Raw genomic sequence first — 16,021 nt, 5'->3', positions numbered from 1 at the left:
GCATGAAGCTTTTTCTGACCCGCTTGGCTTTGGCGGCCGGCCTGGCCGCGCCGGTATTGTTTGCCCACGCTGATGATCAAGCCAAGCGTGGCGAATACCTCGCCCGCGCCGCTGACTGCATGGCCTGCCACACTGCACCGGGCGGCGCGCCGTTTGCGGGCGGCCTGCCGATTGTCTCGCCGTTTGGCACCATCTATGGCACCAATATCACGCCAAGCAAAGAACACGGCATCGGCTTGTACAGCGATGACGAGTTCTTCGCTGCGTTGACCGAAGGCAAGCGTCGCGACGGTGCGTACTTGTATCCGGCGATGCCCTACACCTCGTACCACCTGATGCCGCGTGAAGACTCGGACGCCATTCATGCGTACCTCAAAACCATCGAGCCGATCAAGCGCGCAGCGCCGGTCACGAGCCTGAGCTTTCCCTTCAACGTGCGCCTGGGCTTGATGGGCTGGAACGTGTTGTACGGCAAAGCGCTGAAACTGGAACCGGCCGAAGGCAAGAGCGAAGCCTGGAAGCGCGGCCAGTACATGGTCGAAGTGCTCGGCCACTGCGGCGAATGCCACACGCCACGTGGCCTGCCCGGTGCGATGGAGCTGGACAAGCGCCTGACCGGCGGCATCCTCAATGGCTATCTGGCGCCCAGCCTGCTCGCCACGGACCTGGCCGCGCGCGGCTGGAATGAGCAGGACCTGGCCACGTTCCTCAAGCACGGCATGAGCGCCCAAGGGACGATGTTCAACGAGATGTTCCCGGTGTTCCACAACAGCACCCAGGGCCTGAGCGATACGGACCTGGCCGCGATGGCGACCTTCCTGCTCGGCGATAAACCGCCGGCAGCCAAGGCGTTGGTCGAAGTGCCGGTGGACAAGCTCGGCCCGAGCGCTCTGCGCGGCCGCCAGGAATACCTGAACGTCTGTGCCGGTTGCCATGCCGCCGGTGGTGAAGGCAAGCCGCACATCGCGGTGGCGATGCGCGGCAACACCACGCTGCGTCTGGAAGACCCGCGCAACCTAGTGCGGGTGATCGAGGACGGGATCGGTGAGCAGAAGTTCTCCGGGTTCGAGCACATGCAACCGATGCCGGGCTTCGCTGGAAAACTCAGCCCGGCGCAACTCACCGATCTGATCAATTACCTGCGCCAAGGCTGGGGCGGGCAATCGGCGGAGCTGGCGGTGAGCGATGTGCAGAAGTTGCAGGCTGAGGCGCCGTCCATCGAGCACAAGGCGCACTGACATGCAGCATCTGGACCTGCAGGTGATACGACGGGCGCTGGAGTGGTCGGTGGCCGGGCAACGCATCTGGCTCTGTACGGTACTGGCCACCTACGGCTCGGCGCCGCGTGCGCCGGGTTCGTTGCTGGCAGTGAACGCCGCAGGGCAGTGGATTGGGTCGTTGTCGGGTGGTTGCGTCGAGGAAGACTTTCTCGAACGCGTCGCTGACGGTGCGTTTCTCGATGCGGTCAACGTGGTGCGCTACGGCGCAGGGGACGATCCGCGCTCGCGGGTCAGCCTGCCCTGCGGCGGCATTCTCGAAGTATTGGTTGAGAAGTTCGAGCCTGACTGCGAGGTGCAGGCGCACCTGCGTGAAGTGGAGTCGGCGCTGCTCGGGCAGCGGCGCTTGATTCGCCAGGTCGACCTGGCCAGCGGGGCGCGCCGCCTGGTCGCTGATTGTGAGCAGGGCGCGCGCATCGAGCGTGACAGTGAGCGGGTGCGCCTCCGCGTCGGTGCGGCTCAGCGTCTATTGCTGGCCGGGTACTCCAGCGTGGCGCAGGCGTGTGCCGAGTTTGCAGTCGGCCTCGGGTTCGAAGTGATTCTCTGCGACCCACGCGATGAAGTGCTCGAAGGCGTGGTGCTCAATGGCGTGGAGATTCGTCGCCAGTTGCCGTCGGTGTTTATTGCCGATGGCGGCTGTCACCGTGATACGGCGGTGGTTGCGCTGACGCATGACCCGCGTATCGACGATCTGGCGATGATGGAAGCGGTGCGTACCGACGCGTTCTACATTGGCGTGATGGGGTCGTTGCAGACCTCGCAGAAGCGCTTTGAGCGACTGCGCCGCATCGGTGGGTTGGGGGAGCCTGAACTGGCGCGGATACACGCGCCCATCGGGCTTAACCTGGGGAGCAGGACGCCGTCGGAAATTGCGTTGGCGGTATTGGCGGATATCGTGCGGATTCGCAGCGGGATTGCTCGCGACCGGCTCTGAAGCGCAGCCCTGTAGGAGCGAGCAAGCTCGCTCCTACAGTGTTTACATCCCGAATTTATCTCGCAACCCGTAGTACCAAGCCCCCAGCGCCGCAAACGGCGTGCGCAACATTTGCCCACCCGGGAACGGGTAATGCGGCAAACCCGCAAACGCATCAAAACGCTCTGCCTGACCCCGCAAGGCCTCTGCCAGTACTTTGCCTGCCAGGTGCGTGTACGTCACGCCATGGCCGCTACAGCCCTGGGAGTAATAGATGTTGTCACCCAGGCGACCGACCTGCGGCAAACGCGACAGGGTCAGCAGGAAATTGCCAGTCCAGGCGTAGTCGATCTTCACGTTCTTCAGTTGCGGAAATGCCTTGAGCATTTTCGGCCGGATAATCGCTTCGATATTCGCCGGGTCCCGCGCGCCATACACCACGCCGCCGCCGAAGATCAGGCGCTTGTCGCTGGTGAGGCGGTAGTAGTCGAGCAGGTAGTTGCAGTCCTCGACACAGTAATCTTGTGGCAATAAAGTCTTGGCTACTTCATCGCCCAGTGGCGCCGTGGTGATCACTTGGGTGCCACACGGCATCGACTTGGCCGCCAGCTCCGGCACCAGATTGCCCAGGTAAGCGTTCCCCGCGACGATAATGAATTTGGCCCTGACCTTGCCTTCGGCGGTATGCACCACCGGATTAGCGCCGCGCTCGATGCGCACCGCTGCCGATTGCTCATAGATCGTGCCGCCCAGGGATTCCACAGCCGCGGCTTCACCGAGCGCCAGGTTGAGCGGGTGGATATGGCCGCCGCTCATGTCCAGCAAGCCGCCCACATAGTTGTCACAGGCCACCACTTCGCGGATGCGTCGCTCGTCCAGCAACTCCAGTTGCGTATGGCCGTAGCGCTCCCACAGACGCTTCTGCGATTCCAAGTGGCCCATGTGCTTGCTGTTGAGGGCGGCGAACACGCCACCGTCCTTCAAGTCGCACTGGATCTGGTACTTGGCCACGCGCTCACGGATGATCCTGCCGCCTTCAAACGCCATCTGCCCCAACAACTGCGCCTGCTGAGGCCCGACGCTGCGCTCGATCACGTCGATATCGCGGCTGTAACTATTGACGATCTGCCCACCGTTGCGACCCGAGGCACCAAAACCGACCTTGGCGGCTTCCAGCACCGTAACGCGAAAGCCGTTCTCCAGCAGAAACAGCGCACTGGAAAGCCCGGTATAGCCGGCCCCGATCACGCACACATCGGTCTCGACCTCACCTTGCAACACAGGACGGGGCGGAACTGCATTCGCAGAAGCGGCGTAATACGACTGGGGGTAGGGGGTGTTCGCCATCCTGGAACCTCTGTTTTATATTTTTTACGAGTGCGCCGATCCTACCTGAGTTGAAAATTGCCTGCCAGCCACCCGAAAATCACGGGTGTACCCGGCGCAAATAAAAAATTCGCATATTCATAGGGTTAGCTGCAAAAAAGATGTTGACACCCCTCCGGAATTCCGTAGAATGCCGCCTCACAGCAGGCACGTAGCTCAGTTGGTTAGAGCACCACCTTGACATGGTGGGGGTCGTTGGTTCGAGTCCAATCGCGCCTACCAAACAAAATCCGCTCTGCTGGGCGGTCTGGAAGGGCTCACCGAAAGGTGGGCCCTTTTTTGTTGCCTGAAATTTGGGCAAAGGAACATCAAGACGCCGGGCGGCGTCCTTTCAGGGCTTGTATGTCCAATCAGGCGAAAAGCGTCGCCACCGCCAGCAGGCAAATTACCTGGGCGAACAGCTGGCAGCGTATTTCGCCAAGCGTGGTCGCCATATTACTCATTTGTCCGGCATACATAGCGGGAACCCTCATTGTCGGCGTGACACCGTGAATGAACTGCAAGTACACACAGCTGCACCGTGGAGTATAGGTGCAGATCAGGAATTTTCCCTGCCGACGCCATAGCGAGTTCATCCTCACGTCTTTTCCAAAAAAACTGCGCTGAATCTCTCCATGGTGCCGTACCCCCGATGCCATCCCCCCACAAAAATTATTGGTTTGCAGCAACAATTTTTCTTGTTGGACACCCCCGTCCCCAGGCAGCAAAGTTGCCGCCACTGACGCTCGACCTTCCAGGTCAACAATAAAAAACCGAGCCGATTGCACGTCATTTTCATGCTGTGAGCCCTTTGCCCACATCCTGCTGTAATGGCGCCGCAGCGCGCACTAAAGGACCTCTTCGCCATGCAAACTGTTGTGAACTTATGGCCGTTGATCGGCGTACTTGTCATCGTGGTCGGCTTTGTATTGCGCTTCAATCCGCTGTTGGTGGTCACCGCGGCCGCCATCGCCACCGGGCTTGCCGCCCAGTTCCCGCTGGAAAAAATTCTCGCCACCATGGGCGATGGCTTCCTTCAGACCCGTGCCTTGCAACTGATTCTGTTATTGCCGCTGGCGGTGATTGGCCTGCTGGAACGCCATGGCCTGCGCCTGCATGCGCAGAACTGGATTGCACGCTTCGAACGCGCCACGGTCGGGCGTTTGTTGATCATCTATCTGTTTGTGCGTGAGTCCACGGCGGCCATGGGGTTGACGAGCCTGGGTGGGCATCCGCAGATGGTGCGGCCGCTGCTGGCGCCGATGGCCGAGGGCGCCGCAGAAAAACGTTATGGCAAGCTGCCTGACAAGCTACGCCACAAGGTACTGGCCATGTGCGCTGCCACCGACAACGTCGGGTTGTTCTTTGGTGAGGACATCTTCGTGGCCTTTGGTGCGATTGCGTTGATGCACACCTTCCTGCTTGGCTCGGGGATTGATGTGGAGCCGCTGCACATTGCGGTGTGGGGCATCCCGACGGCGATCTGCGCCTTCATCATTCACGCTATCCGGTTGCATCGTTTCGACCGGCGCTTGACCCGCGAAATGAGCTCGGCCACCGCTCCAGTGGAGGCTGCTCAATGATTATTTCCATTCAATACCTGTACTGGCTGGCGGGCGTGCTGTTGCTGATCACCGCCGGCATGATCCTGCTCGACCGTTCCCACCCCAAGCGCTGGTCCAGTGCGCTGTTCTGGTTGTTGTTCGCCGTACCGTTCCTTATAGGCGAGCGCTTGCCTTCGGTGGTCATCGGAGTGGGTGTGGTGGTGATGGCATTGATTGCGGGCTTGGGCGGCGTTGGTCGTGGCCAGCATGCCCAATTGCACGACAAGGCGTCCCGCGCCAGTGCCGGGCGCCTGGGCCACAAATTGTTCATCCCGGCGTTGGCGATTCCGCTGACCACGGTGATTGGCTCAGTGTTGCTCAAACACACCGAAATCGGTGGTGTACCGCTGCTGGACCCGAAGAACACCACCTTCGTCTCCCTGGGCATCGGTTGCCTGATCGCCCTTGGCCTGGCCTGCTGGCTGACCCGGGATACGCCGGTACAAGCGTTACGCGAATCCCGTCGCCTGACCGAAGCTCTGGGCTGGGCCATGGTGCTCCCGCAAATGCTGGCGATGCTCGGGCTGTTGTTCAATGAGGCCGGGGTGGGCACGGCGGTCGCTCATGTCACCACCACCTACATCAACCTGGACTACAAGTTGGTGGCGGTGATGGTCTATGTGTTGGGCATGGCCTTGTTTACCGTGATCATGGGCAATGGTTTTGCGGCCTTTCCGGTGATGACCGGTGGCGTCGGCGTGCCGGTGCTGGTGGGGATTTACGGCGGCAACCCTGCGGTGATGGCGGCCATTGGTATGTTCTCGGGCTATTGCGGTACGTTGATGACGCCCATGGCGGCCAACTTCAATATCGTACCGGCGGCGCTACTGGAACTGCCGGACAAAAATGCGGTGATCAAGGCCCAGATACCCACGGCGCTGATGATGCTGGTGGTCAATATCGTGCTGCTTTACCTGTTGATGTGAGGTCATTGTGCAAAACGTATTGCTGACGGGCTTCGAGCCCTTTGATAAGGCGGCGGTAAACCCTTCTTGGGAGGCCGTGCGCCAGTTGGACGGTGTGCAGTTGTGCGAGGGGGTGCAGATAGTTGCGCGTTGCTTGCCCTGCGCATTTGCCACCGCGGCCGAGACCTTGCTGCAGTTGATCAACGAACTGCAGCCGGCAATGGTCATCGCCACGGGCCTGGGGCCTGGGCGCAGTGATATTTCCGTCGAGCGCGTTGCGATCAACGTTAACGATGCGCGTATTCCCGACAATCTGGGCGCTCAGCCAATTGATACCTCAGTGGTGGACGGCGGCCCGGCGGCGTACTTCTCGACGTTGCCGATCAAGGGCATGGTCAAGGCGGTGCGTGAGGCGGGTATTGCGGCCTCGGTATCGCAGACGGCGGGGACGTTTGTGTGCAACCAGGTGTTTTATCGTTTGCAGCACGCCTTGGTGGGGACTGGGGTGCGCAGTGGGTTTATTCACGTTCCCGGCTTGCCCGGATCGAGCGAGCCGTCGATGGTGCTATCGACAACCGTGGAAGGGCTGCGGGTTGCGGCGCTGGCAGCCTGGCAAACCCAGGCGGATGTCGTCCTTGCCGGTGGCCAGATCAGCTGACAGCTGTACGCTGTGTTGCAATTTCAACTACAGTTCCAGCACACCCTTGCCTCGGAAAGTCGCCATGTTAAAGCGTACGAAACTTGTATCGGCTGCGTTGTCGCTTGCACTGGCCGTCACCAGTGGCCTTGCCCTTGCAGATCCAGGTAATGGCAAAGGCCAAGGCAATAACAAGGGTGATGCCTATGGTGGGCAGGACAACGGCAAAGGTCACGGTAATAACAAAGGTAATGCCCAGGGCGGGCCGGGTAAGGCCAAAGACAAGGGCGGCCAATCCAGAAATGACTTCAGCGTTGATCGCGGTCTTGTACTGAACGTGCTGGGCGGTCACCGCGATTATTGGCGCCCAGGGCCAGCCTTACCGCCTGGCATTCAGAAAAACCTGGCACGCGGCAAGCCCCTGCCGCCTGGTATTGCCAAGAAGCTGGACGGCCGCTTGCTGGGGCAGTTGCCTCGTTATGATGGTTACGAATGGCAGCAAGCGGGAACCGACTTGATATTGGTGGCCATTGCGACCGGTATCATCTACGAAGTTCTGAACGGTGCGTTTGATTGAGGTGCAGCGCCCTCAGGCTTCACGGCCGGGGAAAAACAACTCAAAACAGGTCACGCCATCTTCACTGCTTACACGGTACCGCCCGTTATGCAGTTGCATGATGGTCGCCACGATCGAGAGTCCCAGGCCGTTGGACTGGGATGACCGCTCGCGGGATTCATCCACCCGGTAGAACCGTTCGAACAGCCGCGGCAGGTGCTCAGCCGGGATCGTCTGGCCTTGGTTGCTGACTTTCAGGTTGATGCCCGCGCCATCCGGCACTGCCTGGATACTCAGCTCCGAGCCCGGCGCGCCATACTTGATGGCGTTGGCACACAGGTTGGCCAAGGCACGGCGCAGCAGCATCGGTTCAGCCCAGATCACCCCTTCGCCCAAGGCCGTGATGTGCATGTCCACATCACCGGCCAGCCCCTCGAAGTAATCCGCGATGCGTTCCACTTCATCCGCTGCGTCCAGCGCTTGGCGTTGGCGCAGTGCGCTGGCGGGGTCGGTGCGGGCCAGGAACAGCATGTTGTCGAGCATTCGCGCCAGGCGTTCCAGCTCTTCGACATTGGAGGCCAGCAGTTGCTGGTAGCTCTCGATGCTGCGCTGCTGCTGCAGGGCCACCTGGGTTTCGCCGAGCAGGTTGTTGATCGGGGTGCGCAGTTCATGGGCCATATCGGTGGACACTTGGCCCAGTTGTACAAAACCTTTGGCCAGGCGCTCAAGCATGGTGTTGAACGAGTCGATCATTGGCAGCAATTCTTTCGGCGCGCCGTGGCTGTCGAGGCGTTCGGCCAGGTTGCTGACGCCGATCCCTTGGGCATGCCGGGCCAGGCGGCGCAACGGCAGCAAGCCGCGATGAACCAGCAGGTAACCCACCAGCGCCAGGATGATCGCGGCGATACTCGCCAGGATGTAGACGCTGAGTCGATAACTGGCGAGCACCGCGGTGCGCTCGGTCATCAGGCGGCCGCTGGTGATTTGCAAGCTGCCCAGGTCGCCGGAGTCGATGGCCACGGCCACCAGCGAGAAGGGAATGCCGTTCAGGCCTGGTAAATGTTGCACGTCGCTCAATATGAGCCGGTGATCCTTGGGCAGCGGCTGGATCGACGGCAACTCAATATTCCCCGGGTTTACCAGCAGCAGTGCCTGTTTGCCGGGGGCGGTAATGCTCAGCACCGATTCGCGGTTGCCCAACATGTTCTGGAACAGCTCTGGCTTGGTCTTGATCAAGTCCAAGGTATTGCTGTCGTTAAGCAGGTTGCGCAACTGATCCACTCGCGATATCAGCGCGGCGTCATCGCGGCGGATCAGTTCGCGCTCCAGCTCCCGGTACAGCGCCACGCCCAGGGTTGCCAGCAGGGCGAAGGCGAGCAGGGCGAAGATCAATGCCAGGCGCAGGGTCAGGGAGTAAGGGTGCTGGCGGCTCATGGCTGGGTATCGAAGCGGTAGCCAATGCCCCGCACGCTGTGGATCAGCTTGAGCTGGAACGGGTCGTCGATTTTCAGGCGCAGGCGGCGCACGGCGACATCCACCACATTAGTGTCGCTGTCGAAGTTCATGTCCCATACCCGCGAAGCAATCAGCGAGCGGGACAGCACTTGGTCCTGGTGCGTGGCAAACAGGTGCAGAAGGGCGAACTCTTTGTTGGTCAGGGTAATGCGCGTGCCGGCGCGGGTGACCCGACGTTTGAGTACGTCAATGTGCAGGTCGGCGATGTGCAGTTGCTCTTCATCCCGGCTCGGGCCACGACGGTTGAGGGTACGCAGGCGCGCCACCAGTTCGGCGAACGAAAAGGGCTTGATCAGGTAGTCATCGGCACCCAGTTCAAGGCCTTTGATGCGGTCGGCGATGTCATCGCGGGCGGTGAGGAACAGCACCGGCGTATCGGCCTCTTTGCGCAGGCGACGCAGCACTTCCCAGCCATCCATTTTCGGCATCATCACGTCGAGTACGATCACGTCGAAGGGCGTTTCAAGGGCCTGGTGCAAACCGTCCACGCCATCGCGGGCCAGGCTCACACAATGCCCCAGTTCCTGCAGGCCATTGAGCAGATAATTGCCGGCCTTGGGTTCGTCTTCGACTACAAGGATGTTCATGGGAAGTGCTCTGCTTCAATAAGTTGCGCCAGTGTAGCCCGATCAATTGTCATTGGCGCAACCGGTGCCCTGGACTTGGTAATCCAGCACATGTTCGCGGTCTTGGTGGTCCAGGTAGCGCAGTTGCGCCGGCACAACCCCGCATTGGCCGTAGGTGTCGGTGCTCGACAGCACCTTGGCGACATCCAGGTGCACGAAGAAGCCGGTTTTGTCGTGGATCACGTTGGTGGCGGGGGCGGTATCGGCAGCGAATACCGAGCCAGTGGCGAGCAAAGCGGCGAAGCCCAAGGCAATCAGTTTCATGGTGGTGTCTCACGTTCCGGGTGGGTAGTGAGCTCACGGTAACCAGGCGACCCCAACAGCCAACCAACAGGATCATGACAAGTTCGTCATTTTTGCCTCGGAACTGACGGGCCAGATCTCGGCGTTTACAAGCGTCAAGGTGATCCGTAGATTGCAGGGGCCCAGCCCATGAGGAAGCCGTGCAGTGTCCAGCCCAACTCCAAACGTATTTACCCGGCGTTACCGCGCCTTTCTGTTCGATATGGACGGGACCCTGCTCAACTCCATTGCGGCTGCGGAGCGCGTGTGGGGCATCTGGGCTGCACGGCATGGCTTGGATGTGGAAGCGTTCCTGCACACCATTCATGGTGCCCGCGCAATTGATACGATCACCCGCCAGGCGTTGCCGGGTGTCGATCCACAGGTAGAAGCCCAATGGATCACCGAGGCTGAGCTGGACGATGTCGAAGGCATCGTGGCAGTTCCCGGCGCGGTGGCGTTTTTGGCCAGCCTGCCCGTCGATCAATGGGCGTTGGTCACCTCTGCGCCAAAAGCGTTGGCCGTGCGCCGGCTGCAAGCGGCGGGCATTCCGGTGCCGGCGGTACTGGTGACAGCCGAAGATGTAAAGACGGGCAAGCCCGATCCGGCCTGTTATGTGCTGGGTGCCCAGCGCCTGGGCGTGCCGGTGCAAGACTGCCTGGTGTTCGAGGACGCCACAGTGGGCATTCAGGCTGGGGAAGCGGCGGGGGCGGATATCATGGTGGTGACCTCGACACACATGGCGCCGATGGTGACTGCCCATGCTTGCATCGAGGAATATAGTGCGTTGAAAGCCGAGCGTGGGGCTGATGGCTTGCTGTCCTTAAGTCCGTTACCGGTCTCGGCCTTCCAGGCAGTCGAGGGAGTCTGATAGCGCCTGCAACCGGCTGTTTTTCATGCCTTGGCGCGACATCACCATTTCCCTGAGTATCTCGGTGGCGAGCTGGTTGATGGCCTCTGTACCGTGATAGTGCGCACGCACGATGCCGGTAATCGCGAAGTGATCGGTCTCTGGGCCGCTGAGCACGGCTGACAGGGTGCCGTCGGCATGCAGCGTGCACTCAACCCTGTAGCTCGGCAGGCGTTCTGCCAAGGCTTTTTCGATTTGGGATTTGTTGAGGGTGTCCATCTGCTTTTGCACCTTTGATTAGCTGCGCAACGCAAGCCCAATGATAGGTGGTGGTGCGGCGGTGTAAATACCGGCGATCCGATAACCGCTAAACGCCCTCAGCGTGCGGCTTTTTCATGGGCGCGATGAGCGGCGCGCTGACACAGCTTGCGCAAGATCACCTTCTGGATGGGCTTGAGGCAGAACACAAGCAGGTAGCCACAGAGTAGAAGCGCCAGATCCACCCAGGAATGGGTGTCGGGATCGGCCCCTTCAACTTCCATTCTCAGGCCACACCCGAGTGCCACGAAGGTCAGCCCTATCAACAGGGCAATCATCCAGGATCTGGAAACAAGGGATTGCGACGCGGCTGGCCTCATCGACGTGTTCCTGAAATGCACTCGGATGGCAGGATAAAGTGTCAGAAATTGGGCTGCCAATAGCGCGACAAGTTCCGGATACCCTGACAGTTTCATCTTGCAGCGAAGGGAAAGCTCAAGGCGCGCTGGTCACGCGGGGAAACGCGAGCAGGCCAATTGGGTTTTCGCCAGCCGTTACAGTGAACGAAAAGGCTGGCTACTGGAGGCGTTTCAAGGCGTCTGGTTTTTATCGGGTGCAGTCAGGCCGGCCTGGATACGCTGGTAAATCTCCTCGCGATGCACGGCAACATCCTTAGGGGCGTTGATGCCGATTCGTACTTGCTGGCCGCTAACGCCCAGGATGGTGATCGTAATGTCATCACCGATGTTTATGCTTTCACCGACTTTGCGGGTGAGTATAAGCATGGACTTCTCCTTGAATTACTTTTAAGGACACATGTTTCAGACAGGGTAGGTGTCGGATGTGTGTAGCTTACTGCGAAGCGCTTCCCTGTGACTGCCTCTTTCTAGGACGCATAGAGGCAACATTAATTCCCATGGCGGTATCATACAGGTCGCGATACATGATTCGCATTGTTTAAGCCAACGTTTATGACGGCCAGAATAGACAGTGAATGGTAAAGTTGCCTCTTTGATCCTCAAAGGAGCAGGGCAGTGCGTAAAGTAGCGATGGCAATTGTGGTGTTGGCGTTGGCCGGATGCGGTGAAGGTAAGTCGGTCGATGCCCCCAAGGCCAAGCCTGCCGTGACCGAAAGCCTGCCGCAAACCGGTGCGATTGCCGCTCAGGAGTGGGATATACGGGTCGGCCCGCCGGACCACAAGCTGCAGGCGATCACCGACCTGACCGCCTGGTTGCTGGAACACGGCTTCAATTTCTATATCGTCAAAGTCGACGGCAAGGATGAGGTGCTATTGGGGCCGTTCGCGACCAAAGCCGAGGCCGAAGCCAAGCAGGCGCTGCTAAACGAAAAAATGGCACGGGCCAAGAAAAACGACACCGTGTCGGAGATCATCGAACACAAGGCTGCGCAGTAGCAGCAGGCCAGGTGGGCGGGCAGCCCCGCCCACGTTCAGCCGCAGGCCTTCAGGTTGACCGGACCGACGAACTCATTGCCGCGCCCCATCACGCAAGCCACGGTCTGGTTGCGCTGGCGCTCCCAGATTTGCACCGGATAGGTCTTGTTCCAGGCTTCATACAATTGCCGGTCCTGCTTCGACAGGCGTAGGCCATATTGCTTGCTCATGTAGAAATACGTGCGCGCGATCATTCCGCGAATGGACGGGCGCGGCATGACTTTCTTTGCCTTGAAGTCCACCTGGGTCAGGCATGAGCCATACTGCCCGCTTTGCACCGGCAGCCAGCCAAAGCTGAAGTTGTTACGGTCGCCATTCACTTCGCCGATGCTCGGCACCAGATTGTGCAGGTCTGCCTCGGCGCGCTTGAACACCTCATCATGGCGCGTGCAGTTTTTTCGCCCGCCATTTTGCCAGCATTGGCGCAGATGCCCGATTTGCCAGGCCGGTACGATGTGTTCCCACTCAATGCGCGCGGCGCGGTTGGCGTTTTTGCGGGGGATGTAACCGCAGGCTTTCAGGTTGACCCGGTTACCGGTGTATTTGCAGCCGCAATAAAATTCGGTGGATTGCGGCGCGTAGAGCTTCCAGGCGATTTTCTTGGCTTCGCTGAAGGTTCGAGGGGCTTGGGCGTTGGCGGTGACGGTTAAAAACAGACAGCACACAGCAATAAAACGGGCACTCATTGAATCAATCTTCCTTCGGCACAACCCAGAAAATCTGCACGCCACCGTCATCTCGATAGGCGAGGGTGACGTTGTCGTTTTCCGAAATCTCTTCCAGTAAACGTTGCCAATCGGTCTCCGGTTCATCGGGTAAACGGAAGATCAACGCTGCCTTGGCTTTTTGGGCGTTGGTCGAATTGATGATTTTTTGCACGCGGATAGCCAGGCGCTGGTAGGCGTCAGGCGATGCAGGGGCTGCGGAAGAGGGCTTTGCCACAGAACATTCCTTAATTGGCTGTACGCACATACAGTATTTAACTGTAGGCAATTTCGCAACTGCTTAAATTTCAAGAAGTTCGTCTGACAGCGAATCAGGAAGTTTGTTGAGGTGCGGGGGGAGAGGGGTTGAATATGGCGAGGGAGCAAGCTCCCTCGCCACAAAAGCATCTACAGGTGAATCAGCAGGGATCAGTATTCCCAGAAGATCCGTTGCAGTTCCTTGCTGTCCTGGGTCTTGGTCAGTGCGACCATGGCCAGGATGCGGGCTTTCTGCGGGTTCAGGTCAAGGGCGGCGACCCAGTCGTATTTGTCGTCTGGCTGTTCGGCGTTACGCAGAACCATGCCACCGGCGTTGACGTGGGAAGAACGAATGATCTGCACGCCTTGCTTACGCAATTCCACCAGTGCTGGAACGACCTTGGACGATACCGAGCCATTGCCGGTACCGGCGTGAATGATCGCTTTGGCGCCCGCTTGGGCCAATGCTTTGTAAGCGGTGTCGCTCACGTTGCCGTAGCCGTAGGCAATTTCAACGTCAGGCAGGCTTTTGATGGTCTTGATGTCGAACTCAGAATCCATGGTGTGACGCTTGGCCGGCAGGCGGAACCAGTAGGATTTGCCTTCAACGACCATGCCCATTGGGCCCCATGGGCTCTTGAAGGCTTCGGTTTTGATGTTGATCATCTTGCTGACGTCGCGACCCGATTGGATCTCGTCGTTCATGGTCACCAGCACGCCTTTGCCGCGGGCTTCCTTGCTGCCTGCGACCGCAACGGCGTTGTACAGGTTGAGCATGCCGTCTGCCGACATCGCGGTGCCTGGGCGCATGGAGCCGACGACCACGATAGGCTTGTCGGTTTTTTCCACAAGGTTCAGGAAGTAGGCGGTTTCTTCAAGGGTGTCGGTGCCGTGGGTGATCACGATGCCATCCACGTCCTTGCTGTCGGCCAATTCGGCGACACGGCGACCCAATTGCAGCAGGTTTTCGTTATTGATGCTTTCCGACGCAATTTGCATTACTTGTTCGCCGCGAACATTGGCGATCTGGCTAAGCTCAGGAACGCCGGCGATCAGTTGTTCGATGCCGACTTTGGCTGCCTGGTAGGTGGCGCTGTTGGCCGCGCTGGCGCCGGCGCCAGCGATGGTGCCGCCGGTGGCGAGGATGACCACGTTGGACAGTTTGGTCTTGCTTTCAACTTCCTTTGCCTGGGCGGCAACGGGGAACAGCAGCAGAAGGGCCAATGCGCCCGGAATAACGTTCTTCAATGCAGATTTCATTATTTTTCTCTCTGGTTTTTGATGAGTGCTGTAGCAGGTTCATCTAGAACACCCGGGCGGTTCTGAACGCCGCGAGGTGCTGAGAAAGAGCAGGATTTGTACCAGGCTGAGTATGTTGGTTTTTTTAAATTAACTTATTGATTTAAAACAACTTAAAGCAAGATTTCGGTTTGGTGGGGGTCGGTGCTGTCCGGCTTTCCGAACGAGAAGGGCTGTGGTGTTCGGTTGTCCGAAAAGCGTTCACGATTTGTCCGGGCACCCTGCATGATCATTCGCCACCCAGGCTGTCGTTTCAGCGAAGGTCAGAGAGGGCGAGCTTGCTTAAACGTATCAGCGGCCGATAGCTGAAGGGAGGGCGTGGAGGGCGTCCGTGAAAGCCTTGCTGCTACCGTTGACAAATCTCGACAAGGTTCTCATAGTTTACTCAACGCAAACGTTTGCGAGATGTTTCACTGCGCCCTTGGCACATCGTGACAGCTCGTATCAGCCGCCCAAGTGGGAGGGCTGCCGAAGGGGTCTTCGGTGCAAGCGTTGCTCACAATAATCATAAGATCGGAGTGAACCCATGAAGCTGCCATTTGCTGGACGTCTTCTTGCTGTTGCTGTGCTTGCTGCCGCATCCGCCGCTTTGCCTCTCTCTTCTGCATTTGCCGATGACGCTGCCAAAACGCCTACCGTGGGTTTGGTCATGAAGTCCCTTGCCAATGAGTTTTTCGTCACCATGACCGACGGTGCGAAGGACTACCAGAAAGCGCACCCAACAGAATTCAAGTTGATCTCCAACGGCATCAAGAACGAAACCGATACCAGCGCGCAGATCGCCATTGTCAACGAAATGATCAACGCCAAGGTCGATGCGCTTGTCATCGCTCCCGCCGACTCCAAGGCACTCGCCAGTGTGCTGAAGAAAGCTTCCGATGCCGGTATCAAAGTCGTCAACATCGACAACCGCCTGGACCCGGAAGTACTCAAAAGCAAAAACCTCAATATCCCGTTCGTAGGCCCGGATAACCGCAAAGGCTCCAAGCTGGTGGGCGACTACCTGGCCAAGCAACTGGCCGCCGGTGACAAGGTCGGCATCATCGAGGGCGTACCCACTACCACCAATGCCCAGCAGCGCACCGCAGGCTTCAAGGATGCGATGGACGCGGCAGGCATGAAGATTGTTTCCACCCAATCCGGTAACTGGGAAATCGACCAAGGCAACAAGATCGCGGCAGCGATGCTGAGCGAAACACCGGATATCAAGGCGCTGTTGGCCGGTAACGACAACATGGCCCTGGGCGCTGTTTCCGCCGTGCGTGCGGCAGGCAAGGCCGGCAAGGTGCTGGTTGTGGGTTATGACAACATTGACGCGATCAAACCAATGCTCAAGGACGGTCGTGTGTTGGCCACCGCTGACCAGGCCGCTGCCCAGCAAGCCGTGTTTGGTATCCAGAACGCGCTGAAGCTGGTCAAGGGTGAGAAAGTCGATGCCAAAGATGGCGTGATCGAAACCCCGGTCGAGCTCGTCATCAAGCAGTAATCCTGGCAGTACCCAACAGCGCCTGCTCGTCC

At 59.1% G+C, this 16,021-nt stretch carries 19 protein-coding genes and 1 tRNA gene; 10 read left to right on the top strand and 10 right to left on the bottom strand.

The features are described 5' to 3' along the window. The first annotated feature begins 2 nt into the window (after positions 1 to 2). On the top strand, positions 3 to 1,238 hold the full coding sequence (locus AB4P90_RS19150; protein WP_395605290.1) for a c-type cytochrome: 1,236 nt from the start codon (positions 3 to 5) through the stop codon (positions 1,236 to 1,238). 1 nt (position 1,239) lies between these two features. Continuing rightward, the gene (locus AB4P90_RS19145; protein ID WP_014719145.1) at positions 1,240 to 2,211 is read left to right on the top strand and encodes an XdhC family protein; all 972 of its coding nucleotides are present in this window, start codon (positions 1,240 to 1,242) and stop codon (positions 2,209 to 2,211) included. A 42-nt stretch (positions 2,212 to 2,253) separates the two neighbouring features. On the opposite strand, the gene AB4P90_RS19140 is transcribed toward AB4P90_RS19145, so the two are convergent. Then, complete coding sequence (locus AB4P90_RS19140; protein ID WP_020300943.1) at positions 2,254 to 3,537, bottom strand: FAD-binding oxidoreductase; 1,284 nt, start codon at positions 3,535 to 3,537, stop codon at positions 2,254 to 2,256. A 184-nt stretch (positions 3,538 to 3,721) separates the two neighbouring features. On the opposite strand from AB4P90_RS19140, the gene AB4P90_RS19135 reads away from it, so the two are divergent. From AB4P90_RS19135 to AB4P90_RS19115, 5 genes are all read left to right on the top strand, one after another. Further along, positions 3,722 to 3,798: transfer RNA gene (locus AB4P90_RS19135), tRNA-Val, on the top strand. A 623-nt stretch (positions 3,799 to 4,421) separates the two neighbouring features. Then, entirely contained in the window at positions 4,422 to 5,138 is a 717-nt protein-coding gene (locus AB4P90_RS19130; protein WP_014719143.1) for a DUF969 domain-containing protein, read from the top strand. Continuing rightward, a complete protein-coding gene (locus AB4P90_RS19125; RefSeq protein ID WP_019820885.1) occupies positions 5,135 to 6,085 on the top strand; it encodes a DUF979 domain-containing protein in 951 nt (316 codons plus the stop codon). Before AB4P90_RS19130 ends, AB4P90_RS19125 begins: the two co-directional genes overlap by 4 nt. Before the next feature lie 7 nt (positions 6,086 to 6,092). Beyond that, positions 6,093 to 6,722 carry a pyroglutamyl-peptidase I gene (gene pcp / locus AB4P90_RS19120; RefSeq protein WP_395605289.1) on the top strand — a complete coding sequence of 210 codons (630 nt, stop codon included), beginning with the start codon at positions 6,093 to 6,095 and terminating at the stop codon, positions 6,720 to 6,722. A gap of 64 nt (positions 6,723 to 6,786) precedes the next feature. After that, positions 6,787 to 7,278, top strand: a complete 492-nt coding sequence (locus tag AB4P90_RS19115; RefSeq protein WP_019820889.1) for an anti-virulence regulator CigR family protein — start codon at positions 6,787 to 6,789, stop codon at positions 7,276 to 7,278. A gap of 12 nt (positions 7,279 to 7,290) precedes the next feature. Here AB4P90_RS19115 and AB4P90_RS19110 read toward each other — a convergent pair whose 3' ends face one another. From AB4P90_RS19110 to AB4P90_RS19100, 3 genes are read right to left on the bottom strand one after another with little or no spacing between them, the layout of a single operon-like run. Next, entirely contained in the window at positions 7,291 to 8,691 is a 1,401-nt protein-coding gene (locus AB4P90_RS19110; protein ID WP_038450862.1) for a heavy metal sensor histidine kinase, read from the bottom strand. Next, positions 8,688 to 9,359 (bottom strand): heavy metal response regulator transcription factor, encoded by a 672-nt coding sequence (locus AB4P90_RS19105; protein ID WP_003192516.1) that lies wholly within the window; start codon positions 9,357 to 9,359, stop codon positions 8,688 to 8,690. The genes AB4P90_RS19110 and AB4P90_RS19105 overlap by 4 nt, the downstream gene beginning before the upstream one ends. 42 nt (positions 9,360 to 9,401) lie before the next feature. After that, positions 9,402 to 9,662 (bottom strand): DUF2790 domain-containing protein, encoded by a 261-nt coding sequence (locus AB4P90_RS19100; protein ID WP_020300939.1) that lies wholly within the window; start codon positions 9,660 to 9,662, stop codon positions 9,402 to 9,404. Positions 9,663 to 9,846: 184 nt separating this feature from the next. Here AB4P90_RS19100 and AB4P90_RS19095 point away from each other — a divergent pair, with 184 nt between their 5' ends. Continuing rightward, complete coding sequence (locus AB4P90_RS19095; RefSeq protein WP_014719137.1) at positions 9,847 to 10,551, top strand: HAD family hydrolase; 705 nt, start codon at positions 9,847 to 9,849, stop codon at positions 10,549 to 10,551. On the opposite strand, the gene AB4P90_RS19090 is transcribed toward AB4P90_RS19095, so the two are convergent. The 3 genes from AB4P90_RS19090 to csrA form a co-directional block, all read right to left on the bottom strand. Then, complete coding sequence (locus AB4P90_RS19090) at positions 10,513 to 10,809, bottom strand: hypothetical protein (RefSeq protein ID WP_014719136.1); 297 nt, start codon at positions 10,807 to 10,809, stop codon at positions 10,513 to 10,515. The two genes, AB4P90_RS19095 and AB4P90_RS19090, sit on opposite strands and share 39 nt — an antisense overlap. 98 nt (positions 10,810 to 10,907) lie before the next feature. Continuing rightward, entirely contained in the window at positions 10,908 to 11,168 is a 261-nt protein-coding gene (locus tag AB4P90_RS19085) for a hypothetical protein (protein WP_014719135.1), read from the bottom strand. A gap of 210 nt (positions 11,169 to 11,378) precedes the next feature. Then, the gene (csrA, locus tag AB4P90_RS19080) at positions 11,379 to 11,573 is read right to left on the bottom strand and encodes a carbon storage regulator CsrA (protein WP_003192511.1); all 195 of its coding nucleotides are present in this window, start codon (positions 11,571 to 11,573) and stop codon (positions 11,379 to 11,381) included. 264 nt (positions 11,574 to 11,837) lie between these two features. Here csrA and AB4P90_RS19075 point away from each other — a divergent pair, with 264 nt between their 5' ends. Beyond that, on the top strand, positions 11,838 to 12,203 hold the full coding sequence (locus tag AB4P90_RS19075) for an SPOR domain-containing protein (protein WP_019820896.1): 366 nt from the start codon (positions 11,838 to 11,840) through the stop codon (positions 12,201 to 12,203). Between the two features lie 35 nt (positions 12,204 to 12,238). On the opposite strand, the gene AB4P90_RS19070 is transcribed toward AB4P90_RS19075, so the two are convergent. The 3 genes from AB4P90_RS19070 to AB4P90_RS19060 all read right to left on the bottom strand — a co-directional run bounded on the left by AB4P90_RS19070 (position 12,239) and on the right by AB4P90_RS19060 (position 14,464). After that, positions 12,239 to 12,928: an endonuclease gene (locus AB4P90_RS19070; RefSeq protein WP_019820898.1), complete on the bottom strand. Its 690-nt coding sequence runs from the start codon at positions 12,926 to 12,928 to the stop codon at positions 12,239 to 12,241. A 4-nt stretch (positions 12,929 to 12,932) separates the two neighbouring features. Then, positions 12,933 to 13,184, bottom strand: coding sequence for a DUF1654 domain-containing protein (locus AB4P90_RS19065; protein ID WP_014719132.1), 252 nt, complete (start codon positions 13,182 to 13,184; stop codon positions 12,933 to 12,935). Positions 13,185 to 13,375: 191 nt separating this feature from the next. Beyond that, a complete protein-coding gene (locus AB4P90_RS19060; RefSeq protein ID WP_019820900.1) occupies positions 13,376 to 14,464 on the bottom strand; it encodes an asparaginase in 1,089 nt (362 codons plus the stop codon). 565 nt (positions 14,465 to 15,029) lie between these two features. On the opposite strand from AB4P90_RS19060, the gene AB4P90_RS19055 reads away from it, so the two are divergent. Continuing rightward, complete coding sequence (locus AB4P90_RS19055; RefSeq protein ID WP_014719130.1) at positions 15,030 to 15,989, top strand: sugar ABC transporter substrate-binding protein; 960 nt, start codon at positions 15,030 to 15,032, stop codon at positions 15,987 to 15,989. The last annotated feature ends 32 nt before the right edge of the window (positions 15,990 to 16,021 follow it).

The sequence above is a fragment of the Pseudomonas sp. B16120 genome (assembly GCF_044218845.1).
Lineage (GTDB): Bacteria > Pseudomonadota > Gammaproteobacteria > Pseudomonadales > Pseudomonadaceae > Aquipseudomonas > Aquipseudomonas paracarnis.
The sequence above is the reverse complement of the archived record's forward strand: the minus strand, read 5'-3'. Positions and strand labels throughout refer to the sequence as shown.